This window comes from Halopseudomonas salina, from assembly GCF_014637955.1.
GTDB classification, from domain to species: domain Bacteria; phylum Pseudomonadota; class Gammaproteobacteria; order Pseudomonadales; family Pseudomonadaceae; genus Halopseudomonas; species Halopseudomonas salina.
The window spans coordinates 92,178-116,175 of the sequence record NZ_BMFF01000006.1 but is presented as its reverse complement, the minus strand read 5'-3'; the positions used below and the strand labels follow the sequence as shown (position 1 = coordinate 116,175).

The window sequence follows — 23,998 nt, the reverse complement described above, 5'->3', positions numbered from 1 at the left end:
TCGACTCAACTCAGGTGCCCCCCAACAGCAAACAAACTTCGTACGACCAATAATTTTCGGTTTTACGGCTAAAAAGTGGTGGCCCAGTCACTGGCTTTGAGCGATTCGCCGCCGTATAGTCAATAAGCTTCCTGTTGGCACAGCTTTTGACTGAGCCCGCCCGTCGCGGCAATCCGGGCCTAGATATTTCGCCCTGTGAACTTTCATCAATCAGGCCAGAGCCCGCACGCCATGCGACTACACAAGTTTATCTCCTCAAACATGGAAGCCATACTCAAGGAATGGGAGGACTTCGCCCGGATCATCCAGCCGCCTGGCGGGGAAATGGAGGTAATCGAGTTACGCGACCACGCCAGAGACCTGTTGAATAACATTGTCCGAGACATGGATACGGCCCAGACCGAACAGGAACGGAAAAAAAAGTCACACGGTAAAAGCACCGCCACGGATCCTGAAGCAGACACAGCCGCCGAAGTGCATGCCGATGAGCGCTTGGGCGCAGGATTTTCTATCAGCCTTCTGGTAGCGGAATATCGAGCGCTGCGTGCCAGCGTGCTCCGTCTGTGGTTCAAGGGTGAAAGCACACGCCAGCATGAGTATGCCGACGAAATGGAAGATCTTATCCGCTTCAATGAAGCCATAGACCAGGCCCTGGCAGAATCCGTTGCACGATACACGGAAGCAGTGACCGAGAACTCCGATATTTTTGTCGGAATGCTCGGCCATGATCTTCGATCGCCGTTGCAAGTTCTCAGTTTTGGCGCGGCCAAGCTAAAGAATATGGAAGATGCCGATAACAGCCTGAACCAGCTCGGGTCTACCATGATAGCCAGCGTACAGCGCATGAAGGAAATGCTGGACAATCTGATGGACTTCACCGAAAGCCGGATCGGGGAAGGCCTGAATATTCAGCTGGAGCCTTCCGATCTCGCTGAGATTACTCGTCAATTGGTCGAGGAGTTTCGCTCCGCCACGCTCAACCACACCTTGACTCGCGTGGTGACTGGTGACTGCACCGGGAACTGGGATGCCAGTCGTATCGGGCAGATTTGTCAGAACCTGATCAATAATGCCTTGCAGCACGGCGCCGCGGATGGCGAAATAATCGTTAGCTGTGAAGGCAAGGACGACAGCGTGACCCTCGCAGTCAAAAGCCAGGGAGCGCCCATACCGCAATCCCAGCATCAGGAGATCTTCGAGATTTCGAACCGTAAGCATGTCGGTAAAGGCAACCCGAACAAGAATCTCGGTCTGGGACTCTATATCGTCAAGGAACTGGCTCAGGCGCATAACGGCAGCGTTGAAGTGGAGTCCAGCAGCGCAGGAACAGTATTCAGGGTCGAATTACCCAGAGGAGCCTAGGCGACTAGCCTCTAGTACTCCTATCATTGAGGGCTCGGGGCAATAACGGAGGGAACCCATGCAGAAAGTCGGCACAGTTCAATCAATCTGGCGTTACCCGGTCAAAGGCATGGCAGGGGAAAGCATGCAGCAATGCCATCTCTCAGCGAACGGCCTGCTCGGGGACCGTACCTGGGCAGTACAGGACCTGGAGCGCCAGGAAATCCAGAGCTGCAAGTTTCGGCCAGACCTGCTGAAATGCCGGGCGAGCCAACGACTGGATAATCATGGCGATCTGAGTGGGCAGGTAGATGTGAGCTTCCCGGGTGGGATAGTACTGGGCAGTGATGACCCCTCGGTACATAAACAGGTGTCCGACACCATCGGCTACGCTAGTACCTTGCAGTCGTTGCGGCCCTTCCCTGAAAACGCGGCTTTCTTCAGACGTCACAAGGCCGATGCGACCACCTGGCTCAAGGAATTGAAGGCTACCTTTACACGTGAACCTGGCGAGCCGCTGCCGGATCTGGATAACCTCCCCCCGGACATGCAGGAATTTGTATCGCTACCCGGTACTTTTTTCCTCGTCTCGCCATTTCACATATTGACCAGCGCCAGCCTGCAACACATGCAGCAGATCAACAGTAACGCCGACTGGGACGTGGAGCGGTTCCGGCCCAACCTGGTGATTGAGACCTTGCCTGGCATGGAGGGACTGATCGAACAGACCTGGTTGGGTAAACAATTGCGCATTGGCGACACGACCATTCAATGCACCGGGACCGCCCCTCGATGTGGCGCCGTCACCCGCGCCCAGGCCAATCTGCAGACTGACAAAAGTATCCTGCGCAGCATCGTGCAGGCTGCGGAACAGAATCTCGGAATATACGGGGCAATCGACGGGAACAGTTTGCTGAATGTGGGCGAGGAAGTGTGGCTGGAAACGCTCTGACCTGAATCACCCCACAGCCAGCTCGGCAAAATCTTCTGCCACCAGAGGTTTGGCAAACAGATACCCCTGACCCCGGTCACAACCCAGGTCTGCGAGGAGCTGTCTGGTAGGCAGATCCTCTATCCCCTCGGCAATGGTGCGCAAATTTAGGCTGTGAGCCATCTGGATGATGGCATTTACAATGGCCCGATGTTGCTCATTTTCACCGATATTCTGAACAAAAGATTTATCTATCTTCAGGGTGTCGACCTGAAAGCGTTGCAGGTAGGACAGGTTCGAATAACCTGTACCGAAATCATCAATCGACAACTTCACTCCCAGCCCTTTGAGATTCTGCAACAGCACCAGGGAAGCATCCGAGTCCTGCAGCAGCATGGACTCGGTAAGCTCCAGCTCCAGATATTGTGGCGGCAACCCCGAACTTGTCAGCGCTGCGCGCACCACTGCTTCAAGATTTCCCCTGCGCAACTGAACAGCCGAAAGATTGACTGACATGACCAGATCCGGCAAACCCGCTGCGCGCCAAGCCATCGCCTGGCGACAGGCTTCATGCAGAACCCATTCGCCAATTTCGACGATTAGCCCCATCTGCTCTGCCACCCCGACGAACAGGGTGGGCCCGACCAGTCCCCGCTCTGGCTGGTGCCAGCGTATCAACGCCTCCACCGCGATGACGCGATCACCGCTCTGCAGATCGACAATCGGCTGATACTGCAGCTTGAACTCCTCGCGCCCCAGAGCCTGACGCAAATCCTGCTCGATACCCAAACGCTCGTAGGTATTGGTACTCATCTCCTCGCTGAACAGACAATAGGCGTTTCGCCCTGCCGCCTTGGCTTGATACATGGCCAGTTCGGCTTTTTTCAATAGCGTCCCGAAATCCTCACCGTCATCCGGATACACTGATATGCCGATCGACAGCGAGGTCACCAGCTCGATATCGTCAAGCACAAGCGGCCGGGCAACCAGCTCCTGGAATCTGCGTGCGACCAGCTCAAGAGTCTCACGGGTGTCCACATCTCCCAGCAACACCAGAAATTCGTCACCACCTTGCCGGCTGACCGTATCGGAGCCGCGAATCAAGCCCTTGAGGCGCTCAGCGATACGCCGAAGCAACTCATCGCCCGCAGCATGGCCGAGTGAATCGTTGATGATCTTGAAGTTGTCCAGATCGAAACTCATCAGCGCTACCCGTGTACCCTCTTCCTCGGCCAGCATAATGGCTTCTGCGAAACGTTCCTGCATCAGTAGCCGGTTGGGTAGATCGGTCAAGGCGTCATGTCTGCTCAGGTGTGTCAGGTTCGCCTGGGAATCCTTTACCCGCAGCATCTCGTCATCCAGGTGAACCCGCGTCACCTGCAGGTCACGGATCAGGACCCAGACAACCGACGCACACATGAGCAAGAGGCTACTCACCACCACGAAGCGGCCCAGGCCATGGGGAGCTGCCTGATAATCCTGCAGCCCACTCATAGATGACCATGTGACAACCGCCACGGTAGACAGCATGATTACCAGTAAAGAAATAAAGAGCCGGGCCGAGGCGATAATGCCTGCCACTACCAGCAATGCCGGGTAGGCAAGCAAACCACCGCTATACAGTCCCTGGTTGAACCACAGCGACATGCTCACTATCACCGCAAGAATAACCAGAAGAAGCGGAACGGCAATCTCGCTCTCTCTCCTGCACAACAGAAAACGGCATACCAGAGCAGAACCCAAACCAACCCCGATCAACGAGGCGTCCAACCACCCACCCATTGCAATCGCTCGAGCCCCCACAAGCGTCATTACCACACACAGGATGTTGACTAGAACCCTGGCTTGCTTGCCGGCTGCCAGCTTCACTGATGCGCGAGACGTATTGACTTCATCATTCTGATTGGGTGTTAAAGACATGGGCCCTCTATTTCCTTGAGGCAATAACTCCGTCAAGCGGACGTGTGAATGGGAATGCTAACTAGTTCGCTAGTCTACGACATTCGTTCTTCATTCAGGTAGAGGGAGAGGGCTTCATCGCATCGACTTTACTCGTAAGAATGCATCAGCCAGCCACCCTCAACCTACTTGTTCAACTCTGAAACCATCTCGTCAAAACCGACAAAGGTCGCCACCTCATTGACGTCACGACGCTTGGATACCACAGCGTTAGCTGGAAATTCTTCATCCGGGTAGCCCATTGCCACGCAGATCAGAATCACCTGGTCCTCGGGAATACCCGCATGCTCGCGAACCACCGGAGAGTGCATGATGCCCTGACTGTTAACTACACAGCCCAGCCCGCGAGACCAGGCCGCATTCACCAGGCCATTAACCAGAGCACCACAATCGAACTGGGCGATATCGCCCTCCTGCAAGACCCGGTCGTAGGTCACCACAATGGAGACAGGTGCATCAAACTGCCGAAAACCTCGGAGGATCCAATCCTGACGCTTTTCCTTGTCGTCACGGGCGATGCCCATGGCCTTGAACAGCTGCACAGCAATCTCCACCTGCCGGTCACGGTGTTCACCCTCGTAGGCACCCACGCCCCGGCTTTCCTTGGAGGGCGGCACGCCCTTGAGCATTCGCTCGGTATTCTCCGCCCGGATACGATCCAACGGCTCACCGGTGAGCACATGCAGGTGCCAGGGCTGGGTATTCATCGATGAAGGCGCGCGGGAGGCAAGCGCAATGACTTCCTCAATCACGTTACGTGGAACGGCTTGCTGCTTGAAAGCGCGAATACTGCGGCGTCCAAAGACGACATCTTCGTAATTCAAACCCTGTCTCCTCAGTGAGTTTTTGAGAACCAAATGTATAACCGAACATTCGGGTAAATCAATCAAGGTCATGGTTAACCGCAATCAGCCACAACTGGTTACATATTTATTTTTGATTTATACCCAATCCACGAGTCGAACGGATCAGCCAGAGAAAAGAACTGGTGATCATTTTTAGTCCGGGAGCCAAGAGACTGACAGGTTTACTGCCCGGCCCGCAACAAATCGAATGGAGAGCTGATATGTCTGATGACAAGCCGAAACCAACAACCAATGATGCAGGCATTCCCGTATCCAGCGACGAGCATTCGCTGACAATCGGCCCCAACGGCCCCATCATGCTCCACGACCATTATCTGATCGAGCAAATGGCGCAGTTCAACCGTGAGCGCATTCCGGAGCGTCAGCCTCACGCCAAGGGCGGTGGCGGTTTTGGTCACTTTGAGGTGACCCATGACGTCAGTGCTTTTACCAAGGCGGCCGTGTTTCAACCCGGCACCAGAACTGATGTCCTGATGCGTTTCTCGACCGTTGCCGGTGAGCGTGGCAGCCCGGATACCTGGCGAGATCCCCGAGGTTTTTCGGTGAAGTTCTACACAAGCGAAGGTAACTACGACATGGTGGGCAACAACACCCCCGTGTTCTTCGTGCGTGACCCCATGAAGTTTCAGCACTTCATCCGCTCGCAGAAGCGCCGCGCCGACACCAATCTGCGTGACCATGATATGCAGTGGGATTTCTGGTCCCTGTCACCCGAGTCCGCCCACCAGGTCACCTGGCTGATGGGTGATCGCGGCATTCCGAAAACCTGGCGCCACATGAATGGCTACAGCAGCCACACCTACATGTGGGTCAATGCCCAGGGCGAGAAGTTCTGGGTGAAGTATCACTTCAAGACCGACCAGGGCATCGAATGCATGACCCAGGAAGAAGCCGACAAGATGGCCGGCATGGATGCGGACTATCACACCCGCGACCTCTACCAAGCGCTCAAGGGCGGCGATCACCCGAGCTGGACGCTGCACATGCAGATCATGCCGTTCGAAGACGCAGAGACTTATCGCTTCAACCCCTTCGACCTGACCAAGGTCTGGCCGCATGGCGACTACCCGCTCATCCCAGTAGGGAAACTGACACTCGATCGCAACCCAACGGATTACCACACGGAAATCGAACAGGCCGCATTCGAACCCAGTAATCTGGTGGCCGGTATTGGCCTCAGCCCAGACAAGATGCTGCTCGGCAGGGTATTCGCTTATGCCGATGCACACCGTGCGCGCCTGGGCGTCAATTACAAGCAGATCCCAGTCAACCGCCCCAGGAGCCCCGTGAACAGTTACAGCAAGGATGGCGCCATGCGCATGGATAACGTCACCGATCCTGTGTACGCACCCAACTCCAAGGGCGGACCGGCAGCTGACCCGACGCTGAACCCAACCGTAGACACCTGGAGTGCAAGCGGCAACATGGTACGCGAGGCCTATACCCTGCATGCAGAAGATGATGACTTTGGCCAGGCCGGCACCATGGTTCGGGAGGTAATGGACGATGCGGCACGCGAGCGACTTGTCAACAACGTCGCTGGCCACCTAAAAGATGGCGTGACACCTCCGGTGCTGGAGCGTTCACTGCAATACTGGCGCAATATTGACCAGGACATCGGTGATCGCATCGCCTTGAAGATAAAAACCAGCTGAGCCATTTCCTGAAACGAGCAGACCCGCCTTGAAGGCGGGTCTTTTCATTTCAGAGTGATCACTTGAATGAGCGAACTTAGCGCCGTCCTGGGAGAAGCACCTCGTCAAGCTACCAGCCCTACCAACTCATTAATTAATGAGGCCGCCCCCAGACACGCCATACGACCCCGATACTTAACTGAACCAGAACAGCAGCGGCAAGCCAATAACGACAAACACAGACCAGCCCGTGTACACCGCTAAATAGCCAGTCACCGACTCAACCAGTGCCTCACTGGTGACACGTAGCTTCTTATAAGCCAGATAGTCTTTGAGGAGAATCAGCAGGTGGATAAAGACCAGAAGGTTGACGCCAGTAACGGCAACGCGGTTTGGCGTAATACCAAATTCGGCCCAACGGAACACGATAGCGGACAAGGCAAACGCGTCTATAACCAGGGTCAAAGTGATCATGATCATGTTGATCATGTCCGAAGAGCGGCTCCCTGACTCCGTGATTTTCCCGGTTACCGAGTAGATGACGATGGCCAGCACGACCAGCAGCAAACCATTAATCGTGATCAGAAAATCCCGGTCAGAATAAGGAGTCGTACCCTGGAGCAGAATCGCAAGCAGGTAGATACCGATGGTCAGCAGAATCAGGGGCGCGAAGAGATTGGCGATGAGTGTCGCAATCCGACTATCGCGGTTCAGCGGCACGTCGTACAGGTAGGTAGCGACCAGCGGCGAGGCAACCAGGCCATACACAACAACGTATTTCGCATACCACTCATCAATATTGATATTGATAAGCTGGAACAAGCCAAAGGTCAGCAGCGTTAACACTATCCCGCCCAGCAGAATGATGGCGGTATAGATGAGCATCTCGCCCAGATAACGTACGTAAAGCGACCTGGACCAGGAAGATCGCCAGTCATCACCCATAAAAGCCAGAGCCAGTACGGACAACACAACCAGTGGCAGGTGAATGAACGCCATGGTGACTGTATCAGAGCCCTCCGCAGACGGCAGTAACGCCGCTAACGCAACACAGGCTGCCAGACCACTCAATGACATGCGGGAGCTACTACGCGCAGATGTTGCCAGAAAGTAGACAATCAAGGTGCCGATTACGATCAAGGGTACAAAGCGGGGCAGATACCATTCATCCTCCACAAACGGGAGCGCATGAAGCTTCACCAGTGTTCCGGCTATCAACGCAACGACAATAACAAACAGCTTGGTGCCAAAAGCGTCGGCGGAAGGTGCATGCTCAGCAAAGCTGAGCCTCGCTTCCCAGACACGGAGGGTTTCAGAAGCGGGCTGGTGAAAAATCGCCTCGTCCAGCCACTTTCTGAACCGGGCCGGCTCAGCTCGATAAAGGCTTTCAAGTGTCTCGGGCTCACCAAGATCACGAATTACGGGATTATCCTGCACAGCGTTCCTTCCGTTGATTTATCTGTGACGTTTCCCCCGAAGTAGAGTGCTGGCAAGCGGGCTTGGCCAGTGATGTAGATATAGCACGGGGGGTGGCGTTAGCAAAGTTGGGGCGTTTTCTGCAGGCATAAAAAACCCCGGTTTTGAGGCCGGGGCTTGTGTGGCGCGGGGCGTGGTTTAGACGCCGCTGGCCTCGGCTGCTTCAACGTCCTTGATGGATAGCTTGATACGGCCGCGGTTGTCGACGTCCAGCACCAGAACCTTGACCATCTGGCCTTCGGTCAGCACGTCAGTGACTTTCTCGATGCGGGTGTTGGCGAGCTGGGAGATGTGAACCAGACCGTCCTTGCCCGGCAGGATGTTGACGAATGCGCCGAAGTCGACGATGCGCTCTACCTTGCCTTCGTAGATCTTGCCGATTTCCGCCTCTGCGGTGATCTCGTCAACCCGTGCCTTGGCTGCGTTGGCGGCGTCCTTGGTGGGCGCGAAGATCTTGACCGAGCCGTCATCGGTGATGTCGATGGAGGCGCCGGTTTCTTCACAGATACCGCGGATGGTTGCGCCACCCTTGCCGATCACGTCACGGATCTTGTCGGAGTCGATCTTCATGCTGATCATGGTCGGAGCGTTGGAGGACAGCTCCTTGCGTGAGGCTGGCAGTACTTCGTTCATCTGCTGAAGGATGTTCATGCGCGCGTCCAGAGCCTGGGCCAACGCGTTTTCCATGATCTCTTCGGTGATGCCCTTGATCTTGATGTCCATCTGCAGAGCGGTGACGCCCTTGGCGGTACCGGCCACCTTGAAGTCCATGTCGCCGAGGTGGTCTTCGTCACCCAGGATGTCGGTCAGGATCGCGTACTTGTCGCCTTCCTTGACCAGACCCATGGCGATACCGGCTACCGGGGCAGTCAGCGGTACACCAGCGTCCATCAGAGCCAGAGAAGCGCCACAGACCGAGGCCATGGAGCTGGAGCCGTTGGACTCGGTGATTTCCGATACCACGCGGATGGTGTAGGGAAAGTCATCCATGTTCGGCATCACGGCGGCTATACCACGACGCGCGAGACGGCCGTGACCAACCTCACGACGACCGGTGCCGCCCATACGACCGCACTCGCCTACCGAGTAGGGAGGGAAGTTGTAGTGCAGCATGAAGGGATCTTTCTTCTCGCCTTCCAGGGTGTCCAGCAGCTGTGCGTCGCGTGCAGTACCCAGAGTGGTAACCACCAGGGCCTGGGTCTCGCCACGGGTAAACAGTGCCGAGCCGTGGGTGCGGCCCAGTACGCCGACTTCAATGTTCAGCGGGCGCACAGTCTTGGTGTCGCGACCGTCAATACGGGGGTTGCCGTTGACAATGCTTTCACGCACGGTGCGGTATTCGATAACGCCAAAGGCATCTTTGACGTCGCTGGCAGAGGGCTTGCCCTCTTCGTCACCGGACAGGGCTTCGATGGTCTGGTTACGCAGTTCGCCCAGGCGGGTATAGCGGGCCATCTTGTCGGTAATGGTATAAGCCTCGGAGATACCGGCACCAAACTGGCCCTTGATGGCATCCAGTAGTGCGGTATTTTCCGGAGCGGGCTGCCAATCCCAACGCGGCTTGCCCGTTTCAGCAGCCAGCTCCTTGATGGCCTGGACCGCTGGCTGGAATTCCATGTGGGCGAAGAGTACGGCGCCCAGCATCTGATCTTCAGTCAGCTCTTGAGCTTCGGATTCAACCATCAGCACGGCGTCTTCAGTACCGGCAACGATCATGTCCAGACGCGAGGTCTTCTGCTCTTCGTAGGTCGGGTTGAGGATGTAACCGTTGTTGGCGTCAAAGCCAACGCGTGCGCCGGCAATCGGGCCATCAAACGGAATACCGGAAATGGCCAGAGCCGCGGAGGTACCGATCAGCGCGGCGATATCCGGATCAGTGGTCTTGTCGGTGGAGACGACAGTACAGACCACCTGGACTTCGTTCATGAAGCCGTCGGCAAACAGCGGACGAATCGGACGGTCGATCAGGCGCGAGGTCAGGGTCTCTTTTTCGGTAGGACGGCCTTCACGCTTGAAGAAACCGCCGGGAATGCGGCCGGCGGCGTAGGTTTTTTCGATATAGAACACGGACAGGGGGAAGAAGTCGCGACCGGCGTCGGCTTTCTTGGCTCCGACTACGGTACACAAAACGCTGACTGCATCATCGACGCTGACCAGAACGGCACCAGAAGCCTGGCGGGCCATGCGGCCGGTCTCCAGGGTGATGGTGTTTTTGCCTAATTTGAATTGCTTGATAACCGGTTTCACGGTGTCTTCTCTCTCTGTTTTTGCCTTTGGGAAACTCTGGGCACGACCGGGTTTCGGACCCGATCATGTCCAAATGGGGCTTGTCGCTTAGCGACGCAGACCCAGACTGCTGATCAAGCTGCTGTAACGCGGAATGTCTTTCGACTTCAGGTAATCCAGCAACTTACGACGCTGGTTTACCATCCGGATCAGACCGCGACGGGAATGGTGATCCTTCTTGTTTTCCTTGAAGTGACCCTGGAGCTTGTTGATGTTTGCAGTCAACAGCGCTACCTGGACTTCCGGAGAACCGGTGTCACCTTCGCCACGGGCATATTCAGTTACGATTGCAGCTTTCTCTTCGACGCTCAGTGCCATGATAGCTTTCCTCTGAGTGAACAGGCCGGGCACATCACTTGGAGTGACCCGTGTTTTAAATCGAGGTATGACCGTGCCTGTTAACAGCCACCCTCGTCGCGACCCTGATGGGTCAACTTCTTTGCTGCTGACTCGGCGTATTGGCCCAGGTCAACATGGTTTCCCGCGTTCGCGGGAATGACGCTAAATCGGGGCTCAGTGTAGTTCGTCTGAGTCCGCCTGGATTCCCGCCTTCGCGGGAATGACGCTAATTCGGGGCTCAGTGTAGTTCAGCTGAGTCCGCCTGGATTCCCGCCTGCGCGGGAATGACGTTTATTCCGGGCCGGCGTGTTTCTGTTGACCGAGTCAGGTGCTTCCTGACTCCCACCCCGTCATTCCCGCGCAGGCGGGAATCCATTGTCTATCCGTTGAAGCGCATTAACCGCTTCGGTGCTACACGGGCGTCGTCGGTAATCTCGCCGATACCAATAAACTGTCCGGTGTGGTCGCGCAAACGCACCATGCCGAATGCCGGACTGTCCGGAACCATGACCGCTTGACCGTGGTTCAAATAATAGGCCGTCTGCTCGGTGAGCTCGACTGAGGGCCAGTCTTCCAGCCCACTGTCGCTGGGCAGCAGCAAGTGATCCAGTGCCTCATGTCCGCCCTCGGCGTGCAACGCTTCGAGGGTTTCCAGGGTCACGGATTGGCTCAGGTCAAAAGGCCCGGCCTGTATGCGTCGCAGTTCCGACACATGCGCGCCACATCCCAGGGCCTCGGCCAGATCCTCGACCAGCGTGCGAATATAGGTGCCTTTGGTGCAGTGCACTTCAAGCCGCAGGCGGTCGCCTTCCAGGCTCAAAATCTTTAACTTGCTGATGGTAACAGATCGCGCCTTGCGCTCCACTGTTTCCCCCGCGCGGGCCAGCTTGTACAGGGGCTGGCCCTCGTGCTTTAGCGCAGAATACATAGGCGGAATCTGTTCGATCGGACCGGTGAACTGCGGGAGCAATGCCTCGACGTCAGCCAGGGTGACATTCACCGGGCGGGTCTGCAGCACATCGCCTTCGGCGTCTCCGGTGGTGGTGGTCATGCCCAGGCGCGCTTCGGTTATGTAGGCCTTGTCCGCATCCAGCAAATACTGGGAAAACTTGGTAGCTTCACCGAGACACAGGGGCAAAACGCCGCTGGCCAGGGGGTCCAGGCTGCCAGTATGTCCACCCTTGGCCGCGTTGAACAACCAGCGGACCTTTTGCAGGGCGGCGTTGGACGTCATCCCCAAGGGCTTATCAAAAATCAGTACGCCGTCGATATCCCGGCGTTTGCTGCGTGGTGCCGACAAAAGCCTACTCCTCGCCGTCCGATTGGTGCTCGCGATCTTCCGCTACAGCACGTTCGATCAACGATGACAGATGCACACCACGGCGTACGCTTTCGTCGTAGTGAAAGTGCAGTTGCGGAACACTGCGCAGCTTCATGACCTTGCCCAGCTGCATACGCAGAAAGCCGGCCACGTTCTTGAGGATCGCAAGGTTCTCGGCAATCTCCTCATCGCTGTCCTTGTTCATCAACGTGATATAGACCTTGGCATGCGCCAGGTCGCGGCTCACATCGACCGCAGTAATGGTGATCATCCCGAGCCGCGGGTCGCGGATCTCGCGCTGGATCAACAATGCCAGCTCGCGCTGCATCTGATCGGCTACGCGGTGGGTACGACTGTTTTCATTCGCCATAAAATCTGTCTCTGGCTGCCCGCAGGCGGCCTAAAAAAGCGGAACATCGCAAACGTGAACGGCAAGCACCCGGATCAGCTTGCGCTGAGCCCGATGCCTGCCGTGTATCACCGCCTGCAGCTATTACAGGCTGCGTTGTACCTGGATGCGCTCGAATACTTCGATGCGGTCACCGGGCTTGACGTCATTGTAGTTCTTCACGCCGATACCGCACTCCATGCCGTTACGCACTTCGCCGATGTCATCCTTGAAGCGACGCAGGGATTCCAGCTCGCCTTCGTAGATAACCACGTCTTCGCGCAGTACACGGATAGGGCGGTTACGATAGACGGTACCTTCAATGACCATGCAACCAGCAATCGCGCCAAACTTCGGCGAACGGAACACGTCGCGCACTTCGGCAACACCGAGGATCTGTTCGCGAACGTCGCTGCCCAGCATACCGCCGAGGGCTTTCTTGACGTCGTCGATGATCTCGTAAATGACGCTGTAGTAGCGCAGGTCAATGCTTTCGGATTCGACGATCTTGCGTGCAGTAGCATCGGCACGGACGTTGAAACCGAAGATCACGGCATTGGATGCCAAGGCCAGGTTGGCGTCGGTTTCAGTAATACCACCTACGCCACCGGAGATGATCTTGACCTGCACTTCGTCATTACCCAGCTCGCTCAAGGAACCCTGCAGGGCTTCCAGCGAACCACGCACATCGGACTTGAGTACGATGTTGAGGGTCTTCTTCTCGTCCTGTCCCATGTTTTCGAACATGTTCTCGAGCTTGGAAGACTGCTGGCGAGCCAGCTTGATCTCACGGAACTTGCCCTGACGGAACAGCGCCACTTCCCGCGCCTTCTTCTCGTCAGTAACCACAGTGAGTTCATCACCGGCATCCGGCGTGCCATCCAGACCCAGAATCTCTACAGGGATAGACGGGCCTGCTTCCTTGATCGACTTGCCGTTTTCGTCATACATCGCACGAACGCGGCCGTAGTTCACGCCAGCCAGGACGATATCGCCCTGACGCAGGGTGCCATTCTGAACCAGAACGGTGGCAACCGGGCCACGGCCCTTGTCCAGACGCGACTCAACCACAACACCACGGCCTGGAGCTGAAGGCTGGGCCTGCAGTTCAAGTACTTCGGCCTGCAGCAGAACTGCTTCGAGCAGGTCGTCGATGCCGGTACCCTCTTTGGCAGACACATGCATGAACATGGTATCGCCACCCCACTCTTCAGGGATGACGTCCAGTGCGGCCAGGGCGTTCTTGATGCGGTCCGGATCGGCGTCTTCCTTGTCGATCTTGTTCACAGCAACAACCAGCGGTACACCGGCAGCCTTGGCGTGGGCCACGGCTTCTTCAGTCTGCGGCATAACACCGTCGTCAGCAGCAACCACCAGAATCACGATGTCGGTAGCCTTGGCACCACGGGCACGCATTGCGGTAAACGCAGCGTGGCCGGGGGTGTCGAGGAAAGTGACCATGCCGCGATCGGTTTCAACGTGGTAAGCACCAATGTGCTGGGTAATACCACCGGCCTCGCCAGAGGCGACCTTGGCACGACGGATGTAGTCCAGCAGCGAGGTCTTACCATGGTCAACGTGACCCATAACGGTTACAACCGGTGCACGATTGACCATCTCGCCTTCGTGCGCCTGGGACTCGGAAACCAGCGCGTCTTCCAGCTCGCTTTCGCTGGTCTGCTTGACCTTGTGGCCCATGTCCTCGGCAATAATGCTGGCCGTGTCCTGATCCAGCACCTGGTTGATGGTTACCATGTTGCCGGCCTTGAACATGTACTTGATGACTTCGGCCGCCTTGATCGACATCTTCTGGGCCAGTTCGGCCACGGTGATGGTCTCGCCAATTACAACTTCTCGCACTATAGGTCCTGTCGGCTTTTCGAAGCCGTGTACATTGCGTTTCTTGTTCGCCTTGAGTTTGCCACCACCACCACGACGACGGGCACCGCCATCGTCGTCATCGTTGCCACGCGGGGCATTACGGCCCTTGGCACTGTTGCCACCGGCACGTTTGCGGCTACGCTCTTCCTCTTCCTCGGCGCGAGTCGGCTTGCGATGCGCGTCCTTTTTCTTGGAATGGTCAGGCTTGTCTGCCGGCGGTGCGATAACCACAGGGGCGGCTGGCGGCTCGGGGGCTGCAGCCGGCGCTTCAGGTTCGACCTTGGCGGGCTGCTCGGGAGCAGCGGCTGGAGGAGTAGCAGGAGCTGCCGCTTCAGGCGCCTTGGCCGCAGCCTCAGCAGCAATGCGAGCTTCTTCATCAGCCTTGCGCTTGGCTTCAGCAGCCACCGCAGCAATCCGGGCTTCCTCGGCGGCACGCAGCTCATCGGCCTCACGCTGACGCTCAGCTTCGAGATCAACCGGGTCGCGCTTGACGTAGGTCTTCTTCTTGCGCACTTCAACGTTGACCGTCTTGCTACCTGCTACCCGCAGGGTGCTGACCGTCTTGCGCTTGAGGGTAATCTTGCGCGGCTCGCCGGCAGATTCACCACCATGGGAATTCTTGAGAAAGGCCAGTAATGCCTGCTTTTCCTCATCGCTCACACGCTGATCCGCGCTGGTTTGGGGCAAACCGGCTTCCTGCATCTGCTGTAGCAGGCGCTCCAGGGGGGTTCCCACTACCTGGGCCAACTCTTTGACCGTTACTTCCGCCATTCAATTCTCTCCTCAGTCGGGTACCTGCTTACGCGCAGGGTAAAAGTACTAACCGACCGGTTATGCAAACCAGGGTGCCCGTGCGGCCATGATCAAGGCACCGGCACGTTCTTCGTCAATACTTTCAATCTCCAGCAGTTCGTCAATTGACTGTTCTGCCAGATCTTCCATGGTGATGATGCCTTTTGCGGCCAGATGGAACGCCAGTGAGCGGTCCATCCCTTCCATGTTCAACAGATCGTCTGCTGGCTGCACTTCATCCAGCTTCTCTTCACTGGCAAGCGCCTTCGTCAGCAGCAGATCCTTGGCCCGCGAACGCAGCTCGGTGACGATGTCTTCGTCAAAGCCGTCGATCGCCAGCATCTCCTCCATGGGTACGTAGGCAATTTCCTCCAGGGAGGTAAAGCCTTCTTCTACCAGGAGTTGCGCCAGATCGTCTTCGATATCCAGCTCATCGACGAAAGTACGCAGGATATCGCCAGTCTCGGCTTCCTGCTTGGCGCGGATATCATCTTCGGTCATCACGTTCAGGGTCCAGCCGGTCAGCATGCTGGCCAGGCGTACGTTCTGGCCGCTGCGCCCGATTGCCTGAGCGAGATTATCCTCGGCCACGGCGATGTCGATGGTGTGCGCATCTTCATCCAGAATGATCGACGCCACTTCGGCCGGAGCCATGGCGTTGATCACGAACTGGGCGAAGTTGTCATCCCACAATACGATGTCCACGCGCTCGCCACCCAGCTCGCCAGATACGGCCTGTACGCGGGAACCGCGCATACCAATGCAGGCGCCCTGGGGATCAATACGCTTGTCCTTGGAGCGGACGGCGATCTTGGCCCGCGAGCCTGGGTCACGAGCAGCGCCCATGACTTCGATAAGCTCTTCGGCGATTTCCGGCACTTCAATGCGGAACAGCTCGATGATCATCTCCGGACAGCTGCGCGACAATACCAACTGAGGACCGCGGTTCTCGGTACGGATGTCCTTGAGCAGTGCGCGAATACGAGTGCCGGTGCGGAAAGTCTCGCGCGGAATCATCTCTTCGCGGGGCAATACCGCTTCGGCATTATTACCCAGGTCAACGATAACGCTGTCGCGTGTCACCTTCTTGACCGTACCGCTGATAATTTCACCCAACCGGTCACGGTAGGCATCAACGACCTGAGCACGCTCAGCCTCGCGAACCTTCTGGACAATAACCTGCTTGGCGATCTGCGCAGCAATACGACCGAATTCGACCGACTCGATCTTGTCTTCGATCACGTCGCCAAACTTGATGTCGGGATCACGCTCCTGGCCCTGGTCGAGGGTCATTTGCATGCCGGGCTCTTCGAAATCCTCATCGGCAACCACAGTCCAGCGCATGAAAGTCTCGTAGCTGCCGGTGTGACGATCGATCGCCACGCGCACATCTACTTCATCCTCATAACGCTTCTTGGTAGCTGTTGCCAATGCCAGTTCCAACGCTTCAAAAATCACGCCGGGCGGTACGCCCTTCTCATTGGAAACGGATTCCACAACCAGCAGCACTTCTTTGCTCATCGTATGCCTCGCCTAACGCCATCCATTGGGGCCACTGGAGCCCGAAATAATGCTCAAAACCGTGGAATGATATTGCTCTTGTCGATTGTGTCGATCGGCAGCAGGTACTCATGCTCTTCTACCTGCAATATGACCTCATCACCTTCGACTCCACGGATGACACCTTGAAAATTCCGCCGCCCCTCATAGGGGACGCGTAACTTGATCTTGGCCTGCTCACCAACATGACTGGCGAACTGCTCAAGTGTAAACAAAGGCCGGTCCATACCTGGGGAGGAAACCTCCAGGGTGTAATCACCTGAAATCGGATCCTCGACATCCAGTACAGCGCTAACCTGTCGGCTGACCGCCGCGCACGCCTCGACACTCACACCCTCGGGATGGTCGATATACACGCGCAAAAGACTATGTCGCCCCTGGGACAAATATTCCACACCCCAACAACGATAGCCCAAAGCTTCGACAATCGGGACCGCAATGGCCTCCAACTCAGTCACTTTGCCGGACAAATTAACCGCCTCGCTTTCAAAATAATAAACGGCCTGAAAACAGTCTGATTTATACAGCCTGAAAAACATGCACCAATAAAAAATGGGCATTGAAGCCCATCCCGTTTTACACCGCCCGAGCGAACAGGACAGCTAATAAAAAGCCCCTGAAAAGGGGCCTTGAAACTGGTTGCGGGGGCAGGATTTGAACCTACGACCTTCGGGTTATGAGCCCGACGAGCTACCAGACTGCTCCACCCCGCGTCGAATCTAGGGCGCTCATTATACGCCCGGATGCCTGACAAGACAACCGGCGTACTTAGCCCTGAAATATGCAGGGCCTGCAAATGCAGGCCCTGTTTGATTGGTGCGGAAGATGGGACTCGAACCCATACACCCTAAGGCACTACCCCCTCAAGATAGCGTGTCTACCAATTCCACCACTTCCGCAAAACTGTTGGCTTACTCGACCGGAGGTACATCGTCCGTCGCGTCTGCCTGAGGAGTCTGCTCTTCAAGAACAGGTACATCTTCCTGCAATACAGGAACATCTTCTTCAATGCTCTGCGGAGCAAAATCCCGCTGCATTGCCGGCGCAGGCAAACCTGCATCACGAATCACATCCGCCTTGTTGCTGGCATAAAATGCCAAGCCCAGCGAGGTGATGAAGAATACAGCGGCCAACACAGCTGTCAAGCGGCTAAGGAAAGTTGCCGAACCCTGACTGCCAAAAACAGTGCCAGATGCGCCGGACCCGAAGGACGCGCCAGTCTCGGCACCCTTACCCTGCTGAATCAGCACGAGGCCGACCAGCGCGAGCGCTGCCATCAGGTGAATAACCACTACCACGGTCTCAATCATTACACTCGTCCTGCGGCACGTGCTATCGCACCAAATTCATCTGCGTTGAGGGAAGCTCCACCTACCAGCCCCCCATCGATATCCGGCATGGCGAAAAGTGCTTCGGCGTTATCCGCCTTGACGCTGCCGCCGTAAACAATCTGAACCAGCTGCGCCTGCTCATCGTCAAGCATCGCAAGCCGCGCCCGGATCATCGCGTGCACATCCTGGGCCTGGTCAGGCTCGGCTGTCAATCCGGTACCTATTGCCCAGACCGGCTCGTAAGCCACCACACCCTGGGCCAATCCTCCTACGCCAAAGGCATCAAGAATCACTTTCAGCTGAGTACCCACTACTTCGGCGGTCCGCCCGGCATCTCGCTGCTCGAGCGTCTCGCCTACACAGAGTACCGGGCGCAAACCGCAAGCCAATGCTGCAGCAAATTTCTTGCGCACTACCTCGTCAGTTTCACCAAACAGACTGCGACGTTCGGAGTGACCAACGAGTACAAATTCACATCCCGCATCTCGCAACTGGGCTGCCGATATCTCGCCTGTCAGAGCACCAGGCTCAGCCTGATAAGCGCAGCTTTGGCCGCCGACATACAGCGGAGAGCCAGACAGACGCTCCAGACAATGCTGAATGTACAGTGACGGCGGGGCAATCATGAGATCTACGTTATCCGGCCAGTCCTGCTGATTCAGCCCTTTCAGAAGGCTGTCAACGGATTGCCGAGTCCCATGCATTTTCCAGTTACCGGCGACGAGCAGACGACGCATCCTCAACCTCTCAGTTCGAGCGGGCGCCAATGTTAACCAAGTTGCCCCACTGACACAACCGCATTTTCAATATGCCGATGGGTCAGGCAAACAAGGCACGCACTTCAGCCGCCAGGGTTTCCGCCTGAGCTGAAACCAGCGCCGCGTCCTGCCCCTCCACCATCACGCGAATCAGCGGCTCGGTACCAGACAGCCGCAAGAGAACACGCCCGCTGGCACCAAGACGATCCTCGGCGGCTTTAACCGCAGACTGCAGACCAGGGTCAGCCAATGGTGACGCACTGCCACGCTGATAACGCACGTTGATCAGTACCTGCGGGCATTTCTGCATACCCTGTCGCGCCTCTGACAACGTCTGACCAGAGCCCTGCAGGGCCTTCAGAACCTGTAGTGCGGCAATGATGCCGTCACCGGTACTGCTGTGATGCAGACACACAAGGTGCCCGGAAGCCTCGCCACCAAGGACCCAGTCACGCTCACGCAACTCTGCCATGACGTAGCGATCACCGACCTTGGCCCGCACGAAATCAATGCCTTTTTCACGCAACGCCAGCTCGAGCCCCAGATTGCTCATCAGCGTACCCACCACACCGCCACGCAATGCCTCGCGCTGCTGCAATTCCAGGGCAAGGATAAAGAGCAACTCGTCACCGTCGACCTCGACACCCTGGTTGTCGACCATCAGAACGCGGTCACCGTCGCCATCCAGAGCGATCCCGATATCCGCCCCGCGGGACAACACCTCGGCACGCAACGCCGTCAGATCAGTAGAGCCCACGCCATCATTGATATTCACACCGTTGGGCGAGGCGCCAATCACGAACACCTCGGCACCCAGCTCGCGGAAAACACTCGGAGCCACCTTGTAGGTAGCCCCGTTGGCGCAATCAAGCACGATTCTCATGCCTTTGAAGCTGGTACTGGTCGGCACACTACTTTTGCAGAACTCGATATAGCGCCCGGAGGCGTCCTCGACCCGGAAGACCTTACCCAGCGAAGCCGAATCGACCACTTCCATCGGTGTGTCCACCAGTCGCTCTATTTCCAGCTCGAGATCATCAGGCAGTTTGCTGCCCGCAGCAGAGAAAAACTTGATGCCGTTATCATAATAGGGGTTATGCGAGGCGCTGATGACGATGCCAGCGCTTGCCTGAAAGGTACGGGTCAGGTAAGCGATGGCCGGCGTTGGCATGGGCCCCAACAACTGAACGTGGGCACCAGCAGCCGACAGCCCGGCCTCCAGTGCCGACTCGAACATATACCCGGAAATTCGCGTGTCCTTGCCGATCATCACCCGGCACTCGCCTTTCTTCCTGAAGGCAGTACCGACAGCCCAGCCAAGCTTCAGAATAAATTCTGGGGTGATGGGTGCAACACCGACCTGCCCGCGAATGCCATCCGTGCCGAAATATTTCTTTTCCATAATGCGCAAAATCCTGATCAGTTCTTTGTTGGGTGATTTCTTATGTATTTAGGACGAGACGATAGCTTCTTCACCCGCCGCTATCACAGCTTCTGTCATTCTTACCGCATCAACCGTCTGAGCCACGTCATGCGCGCGAATAATTCGCGCGCCAGCCTGCACCGCCATTACGGCCAGCGCCAAACTGCCGGAAAGACGCTGATCAACTGGCCGATTCAACAACTGGCCAATCATGCTCTTGCGTGACACCCCGACCAACAGCGGCAAACCCTGCGGCAGCAGACGCCGCATACCGGCAAACAACTGCAGATTATGCTCCAGTGTCTTGCCAAAGCCGAAGCCAGGGTCAAGCAGCAACCTCTCCTCAGGTATACCAGTCTGCGTAGAAGCTGCCACACGCTCAATCAGAAAGGCGCTGACCTCCTCAACAATCGAATCATATTGCGGGGCCTGCTGCATATCCTGAGGACTGCCCTGCATGTGCATCAGGCATACCGGCAACCCTGTGGCAGCCGCCGCCGCAAGGGCTCCGGGACGGCGCAGAGCGCGAACGTCATTGATCAGCCCGGCGCCCGCTGCAGCAGATTCGGTGATGACCTGTGGGGTGCTGGTGTCTACTGAAACAACGGTATCAAAACGCTGCTTGATCGCCTCGACAACCGGGACCACGCGTTCGACTTCCTGCTCGGCACTGACCGGATCTGCTCCAGGCCGGGTGGACTCGCCACCCACATCGATCAGCGTGGCGCCGTCGGCGAGCATCTGCTCGACATGGCGCATTGCCTGATCGAAACGCATAAAGCGTCCACCATCAGAAAAGGAGTCAGGGGTCACATTGAGGATGCCCATGACATGGGCACTGGAGAGGTCAAGCTCCCGATCGCCGCAAGGCAACCGGGAACCAGATTTTACACTTGGCATCTGCATGCTGGGTATATCCGGATCAGTGCTCTCCTGCCGGCCCACCAATAATGCTGTCGCCACGTTTGTCGGAGGGCTCTTCATCCGGAGAGGACCCTGCTGCTGCGCCTGGGCCCGCCTTGTCATCGGAGTTCCAGTCCTTTGGCTCACGCGCCGGCTTGCCGGTCATGATGTCCTGGATCTGGTCAGCATCAATGGTTTCGTACTTCATCAACGCCTGGGCCATCAGGTCCAGCTTGTCGCGGTTATCCTTGAGCAACTGCTGGGCAGTAGCATAGCAGTCGTCAATGATCCGACGGACCTCCTGATCGATCTGCTTGGCAGTCTCACCGGAGATTCCGCTGGTTCCGCCACCGCCCTGGCGACCCAGATAGCCCTGATCCTCGTCTTCACCGTACATCAATGGCCCCAACTTCTCGGACAGCCCCCACTTGGTGACCATGTTCTTCGCCAACTGGGTGGCGCGCTGGATATCATTGGAGGCACCGGTGGTGACCCCATCAAAGCCCAGAGTCATTTCTTCGGCGATACGCCCACCAAACAGCGAACAGATCTGGCTGGTCAGCGCACGCTTGGACAGGCTGTAGCGGTCCTCCTCGGGGAGGAACATGGTCACACCCAGGGCCCGGCCACGGGGAATGATAGAGACCTTGTAGACCGGATCATGCTCGGGCACCAGACGACCGATAATCGCGTGGCCTGACTCGTGATATGCCGTGTTGAGTTTTTCCTTGTCAGACATGACCATGGATTTGCGCTCGGCGCCCATCATGATCTTGTCCTTGGCCATCTCGAACTCTTTCATCTCGACCAGACGCTTGCCTGCGCGGGCCGCGAACAGCGAGGCCTCGTTTACCAGGTTGGCCAAGTCGGCACCGGAGAATCCGGGCGTACCGCGCGCAATATTGCCGGGCATCACGTCATCGCCGAGCGGAACCTTGCGCATGTGCACCTTGAGAATCTGCTCACGCCCGCGGATGTCGGGCAGGCCGACGACAACCTGACGGTCGAAACGACCGGGTCGCAGCAAAGCGGGGTCAAGCACGTCAGGGCGGTTAGTTGCGGCAACAACGATAATGCCATCGTTTGGCTCAAAACCGTCCATCTCAACCAGCAACTGGTTCAGGGTCTGTTCACGTTCGTCGTGACCACCGCCCATCCCCGAGCCACGGTGACGGCCGACAGCATCAATCTCGTCGATAAAGATAATGCACGGAGCATGCTTCTTGGCCTGCTCGAACATGTCGCGCACACGGCTCGCACCCACACCGACAAACATTTCGACGAAGTCGGAACCAGAGATAGTAAAGAAAGGTACCTTGGCCTCGCCCGCTACCGCCTTGGCCAGCAACGTCTTACCCGTACCCGGCTGACCGACCATCAGTACGCCGCGGGGAATATGCCCGCCCAGGCGCTGGAACTTGCCCGGATCGCGCAGAAACTCAACCAGCTCGCTGACCTCTTCCTTCGCTTCGTCGCAACCGGCAACGTCAGCAAAGGTAGTCTTTACCTGATCTTCCGACAGCATGCGCGCCTTGCTCTTGCCGAAGCTCATCGGGCCGCCCTTGCCGCCCGCACCGCCCTGCATCTGCCGCATGAAGAACATGAAGATGGCGATGATGATCAGGATCGGGAAACTGGCAATCAGCAGCTGGGTCCAGATGCTTTGCTGCTCTGGTTGCTTGCCTTCGATCACCACGTTGTTTTCCAGCAGATCACCGATCAGGCCGCTGTCCTGAATTGCCGGCCGCACAGTCTTGAACTGGCTACCGTCACTCTTGACGCCCGTGATCTCGAAACCATCAACAGTAACCCGTTCTACCTGGCCCTGTTTGACCTGCTCGATAAACTGGGAATAGTTGAGGGAGTTGGTCGTTTCACTGGGACCACTGAAGTTGTTCATCACCGTGACCAGTACGGCCGCGATGATCAACCACAGGATGAGATTCTTTGCCATGTCATTCAAATTGCTACCCTCTTGCCCAGTTGGCTGGTTAGCCAGGGCCTGACTGAGTCTTGATTGCCTCAGGATACATTACACTAAACTGCCATGCCGCTGCAGAGAACCCAGTGTAACGCTCTGTGTCGCCCGTTTGCCGGGGCGACTCCCTCTTTATCTGACAGACCAGAGTCACTCCTGGCCCTTGTAACCTTTACCCAGCAGATAGGTCTCCCTCGACCTGCCCCTCGATGCATCGGGTTTGCGGGTTACCACCTTGTCGAAGCGACTGCGCATCAACTTGAAATATTCATCGAAGCCTTCGCCGTGAAACACCTTGATCAGGAAGTCTCCACCCGGCTTCAACACCCTCTCAGCCATATCCAACGCCAACTCGCACAAATAAATGGCCGCAGGCTGATCTACTTCAGGTGTTCCACTCATATTGGGGGCCATATCGGAAATAACAAGGTCAACCGGCTGTTCGTCAATGGCGGCGAGGATCGCTTCAAATACGCTGTCCTCGGTAAAATCGCCTTCGATGAAGGTCACATCGGCGATACTGTCCATCGGCAAGATGTCGGAGGCAATGATGCGACCCTTCTCGCCGATCAGTCGGCTGGCAACCTGGGACCAACCCCCGGGAGCCGAGCCCAGATCGACAACAGTCATGCCGGGTCGGAACAAGCGATCCTTTTCCTGAACTTCCAGGAGCTTGTAGCTCGCCCGCGACCGATATCCATCCTTTTGCGCCTGCTTGACGAAAGGGTCATCAAAATGCTCTTTCAGCCAGCCCTTGCTGGTCTTGCTCTGTGCCACGGAATACCCCATGCAGCGAAGCGCGCCGCCTGTTAAACTGCTTCCTGTCTATAT

Annotated in this window: 18 protein-coding genes, 2 tRNA genes and 1 pseudogene; 3 read left to right on the top strand and 18 right to left on the bottom strand. The window is 56.9% G+C overall.

Annotated elements, in window-relative coordinates:
- Positions 1–231 precede the first annotated feature (231 nt).
- On the top strand, positions 232–1,362 hold the full coding sequence (locus IEV54_RS14120; RefSeq protein WP_150278763.1) for a sensor histidine kinase: 1,131 nt from the start codon (positions 232–234) through the stop codon (positions 1,360–1,362).
- 58 nt (positions 1,363–1,420) lie between these two features.
- Entirely contained in the window at positions 1,421–2,293 is an 873-nt protein-coding gene (locus IEV54_RS14115) for an MOSC domain-containing protein (RefSeq protein ID WP_150278764.1), read from the top strand.
- Positions 2,294–2,299: 6 nt separating this feature from the next.
- Here IEV54_RS14115 and IEV54_RS14110 read toward each other — a convergent pair whose 3' ends face one another.
- Together IEV54_RS14110 and IEV54_RS14105 are read right to left on the bottom strand one after the other, a co-directional pair.
- The gene (locus IEV54_RS14110) at positions 2,300–4,192 is read right to left on the bottom strand and encodes a putative bifunctional diguanylate cyclase/phosphodiesterase (RefSeq protein ID WP_150278765.1); all 1,893 of its coding nucleotides are present in this window, start codon (positions 4,190–4,192) and stop codon (positions 2,300–2,302) included.
- A gap of 164 nt (positions 4,193–4,356) precedes the next feature.
- Positions 4,357–5,055, bottom strand: a complete 699-nt coding sequence (locus IEV54_RS14105) for a nitroreductase (RefSeq protein ID WP_150278766.1) — start codon at positions 5,053–5,055, stop codon at positions 4,357–4,359.
- 242 nt (positions 5,056–5,297) lie between these two features.
- On the opposite strand from IEV54_RS14105, the gene IEV54_RS14100 reads away from it, so the two are divergent.
- The gene (locus IEV54_RS14100; protein WP_150278767.1) at positions 5,298–6,752 is read left to right on the top strand and encodes a catalase; all 1,455 of its coding nucleotides are present in this window, start codon (positions 5,298–5,300) and stop codon (positions 6,750–6,752) included.
- A 174-nt stretch (positions 6,753–6,926) separates the two neighbouring features.
- Here the strand turns inward: IEV54_RS14100 and IEV54_RS14095 are convergent, their stop codons facing one another.
- The 16 genes and pseudogenes from IEV54_RS14095 to rlmE form a co-directional block, all read right to left on the bottom strand.
- Positions 6,927–8,168, bottom strand: coding sequence for a hypothetical protein (locus IEV54_RS14095; RefSeq protein WP_150278768.1), 1,242 nt, complete (start codon positions 8,166–8,168; stop codon positions 6,927–6,929).
- Between the two features lie 177 nt (positions 8,169–8,345).
- A complete protein-coding gene (gene pnp / locus IEV54_RS14090) occupies positions 8,346–10,454 on the bottom strand; it encodes a polyribonucleotide nucleotidyltransferase (RefSeq protein ID WP_150278769.1) in 2,109 nt (702 codons plus the stop codon).
- An 87-nt stretch (positions 10,455–10,541) separates the two neighbouring features.
- Positions 10,542–10,811: a 30S ribosomal protein S15 gene (gene rpsO / locus IEV54_RS14085; protein ID WP_150278770.1), complete on the bottom strand. Its 270-nt coding sequence runs from the start codon at positions 10,809–10,811 to the stop codon at positions 10,542–10,544.
- A 400-nt stretch (positions 10,812–11,211) separates the two neighbouring features.
- Positions 11,212–12,132, bottom strand: a complete 921-nt coding sequence (gene truB / locus IEV54_RS14080; RefSeq protein WP_150278771.1) for a tRNA pseudouridine(55) synthase TruB — start codon at positions 12,130–12,132, stop codon at positions 11,212–11,214.
- A gap of 4 nt (positions 12,133–12,136) precedes the next feature.
- A complete protein-coding gene (rbfA, locus tag IEV54_RS14075; RefSeq protein ID WP_150278772.1) occupies positions 12,137–12,523 on the bottom strand; it encodes a 30S ribosome-binding factor RbfA in 387 nt (128 codons plus the stop codon).
- Between the two features lie 123 nt (positions 12,524–12,646).
- A complete protein-coding gene (infB, locus tag IEV54_RS14070) occupies positions 12,647–15,193 on the bottom strand; it encodes a translation initiation factor IF-2 (RefSeq protein WP_150278773.1) in 2,547 nt (848 codons plus the stop codon).
- Positions 15,194–15,253: 60 nt separating this feature from the next.
- Positions 15,254–16,735 carry a transcription termination factor NusA gene (gene nusA, locus IEV54_RS14065; protein ID WP_150278774.1) on the bottom strand — a complete coding sequence of 494 codons (1,482 nt, stop codon included), beginning with the start codon at positions 16,733–16,735 and terminating at the stop codon, positions 15,254–15,256.
- Positions 16,736–16,788: 53 nt separating this feature from the next.
- Positions 16,789–17,244 carry a ribosome maturation factor RimP gene (rimP, locus tag IEV54_RS14060; RefSeq protein WP_150278775.1) on the bottom strand — a complete coding sequence of 152 codons (456 nt, stop codon included), beginning with the start codon at positions 17,242–17,244 and terminating at the stop codon, positions 16,789–16,791.
- Positions 17,245–17,410: 166 nt separating this feature from the next.
- Positions 17,411–17,487: transfer RNA gene (locus tag IEV54_RS14055), tRNA-Met, on the bottom strand.
- Positions 17,488–17,588: 101 nt separating this feature from the next.
- Positions 17,589–17,673: transfer RNA gene (locus IEV54_RS14050), tRNA-Leu, on the bottom strand.
- Positions 17,674–17,685: 12 nt separating this feature from the next.
- Positions 17,686–18,084 carry a preprotein translocase subunit SecG gene (gene secG, locus IEV54_RS14045; protein ID WP_150278776.1) on the bottom strand — a complete coding sequence of 133 codons (399 nt, stop codon included), beginning with the start codon at positions 18,082–18,084 and terminating at the stop codon, positions 17,686–17,688.
- A complete protein-coding gene (gene tpiA, locus IEV54_RS14040; RefSeq protein ID WP_150278777.1) occupies positions 18,084–18,842 on the bottom strand; it encodes a triose-phosphate isomerase in 759 nt (252 codons plus the stop codon). Before tpiA ends, secG begins: the two co-directional genes overlap by 1 nt.
- An 82-nt stretch (positions 18,843–18,924) precedes the next feature.
- Positions 18,925–20,265, bottom strand: coding sequence for a phosphoglucosamine mutase (gene glmM / locus IEV54_RS14035; protein ID WP_150278778.1), 1,341 nt, complete (start codon positions 20,263–20,265; stop codon positions 18,925–18,927).
- Positions 20,266–20,313: 48 nt separating this feature from the next.
- A complete protein-coding gene (gene folP / locus IEV54_RS14030; protein ID WP_150278848.1) occupies positions 20,314–21,186 on the bottom strand; it encodes a dihydropteroate synthase in 873 nt (290 codons plus the stop codon).
- A gap of 132 nt (positions 21,187–21,318) precedes the next feature.
- Positions 21,319–23,143: pseudogene (ftsH, locus tag IEV54_RS14025) on the bottom strand (ATP-dependent zinc metalloprotease FtsH); the annotation flags it as partial.
- Between the two features lie 174 nt (positions 23,144–23,317).
- Positions 23,318–23,944 carry a 23S rRNA (uridine(2552)-2'-O)-methyltransferase RlmE gene (gene rlmE / locus IEV54_RS14020; RefSeq protein ID WP_150278780.1) on the bottom strand — a complete coding sequence of 209 codons (627 nt, stop codon included), beginning with the start codon at positions 23,942–23,944 and terminating at the stop codon, positions 23,318–23,320.
- Positions 23,945–23,998 lie beyond the last annotated feature (54 nt).

Excerpts from the sequence above, each read along its gene's own strand:
- glmM (WP_150278778.1), bottom strand. The coding sequence starts at position 20,265 with ATGGAAAAGAAATATTTCGGCACGGATGGCATTCGCGGGCAGGTCGGT.
- rpsO (WP_150278770.1), bottom strand. The coding sequence starts at position 10,811 with ATGGCACTGAGCGTCGAAGAGAAAGCTGCAATCGTAACTGAATATGCC.
- IEV54_RS14110 (WP_150278765.1), bottom strand. The coding sequence starts at position 4,192 with ATGTCTTTAACACCCAATCAGAATGATGAAGTCAATACGTCTCGCGCA.
- secG (WP_150278776.1), bottom strand. The coding sequence starts at position 18,084 with ATGATTGAGACCGTGGTAGTGGTTATTCACCTGATGGCAGCGCTCGCG.
- IEV54_RS14100 (WP_150278767.1), top strand. The coding sequence starts at position 5,298 with ATGTCTGATGACAAGCCGAAACCAACAACCAATGATGCAGGCATTCCC.
- folP (WP_150278848.1), bottom strand. The coding sequence starts at position 21,186 with ATGCCAAGTGTAAAATCTGGTTCCCGGTTGCCTTGCGGCGATCGGGAG.
- IEV54_RS14120 (WP_150278763.1), top strand. The coding sequence starts at position 232 with ATGCGACTACACAAGTTTATCTCCTCAAACATGGAAGCCATACTCAAG.
- tpiA (WP_150278777.1), bottom strand. The coding sequence starts at position 18,842 with ATGCGTCGTCTGCTCGTCGCCGGTAACTGGAAAATGCATGGGACTCGG.
- IEV54_RS14115 (WP_150278764.1), top strand. The coding sequence starts at position 1,421 with ATGCAGAAAGTCGGCACAGTTCAATCAATCTGGCGTTACCCGGTCAAA.
- nusA (WP_150278774.1), bottom strand. The coding sequence starts at position 16,735 with ATGAGCAAAGAAGTGCTGCTGGTTGTGGAATCCGTTTCCAATGAGAAG.
- infB (WP_150278773.1), bottom strand. The coding sequence starts at position 15,193 with ATGGCGGAAGTAACGGTCAAAGAGTTGGCCCAGGTAGTGGGAACCCCC.
- rbfA (WP_150278772.1), bottom strand. The coding sequence starts at position 12,523 with ATGGCGAATGAAAACAGTCGTACCCACCGCGTAGCCGATCAGATGCAG.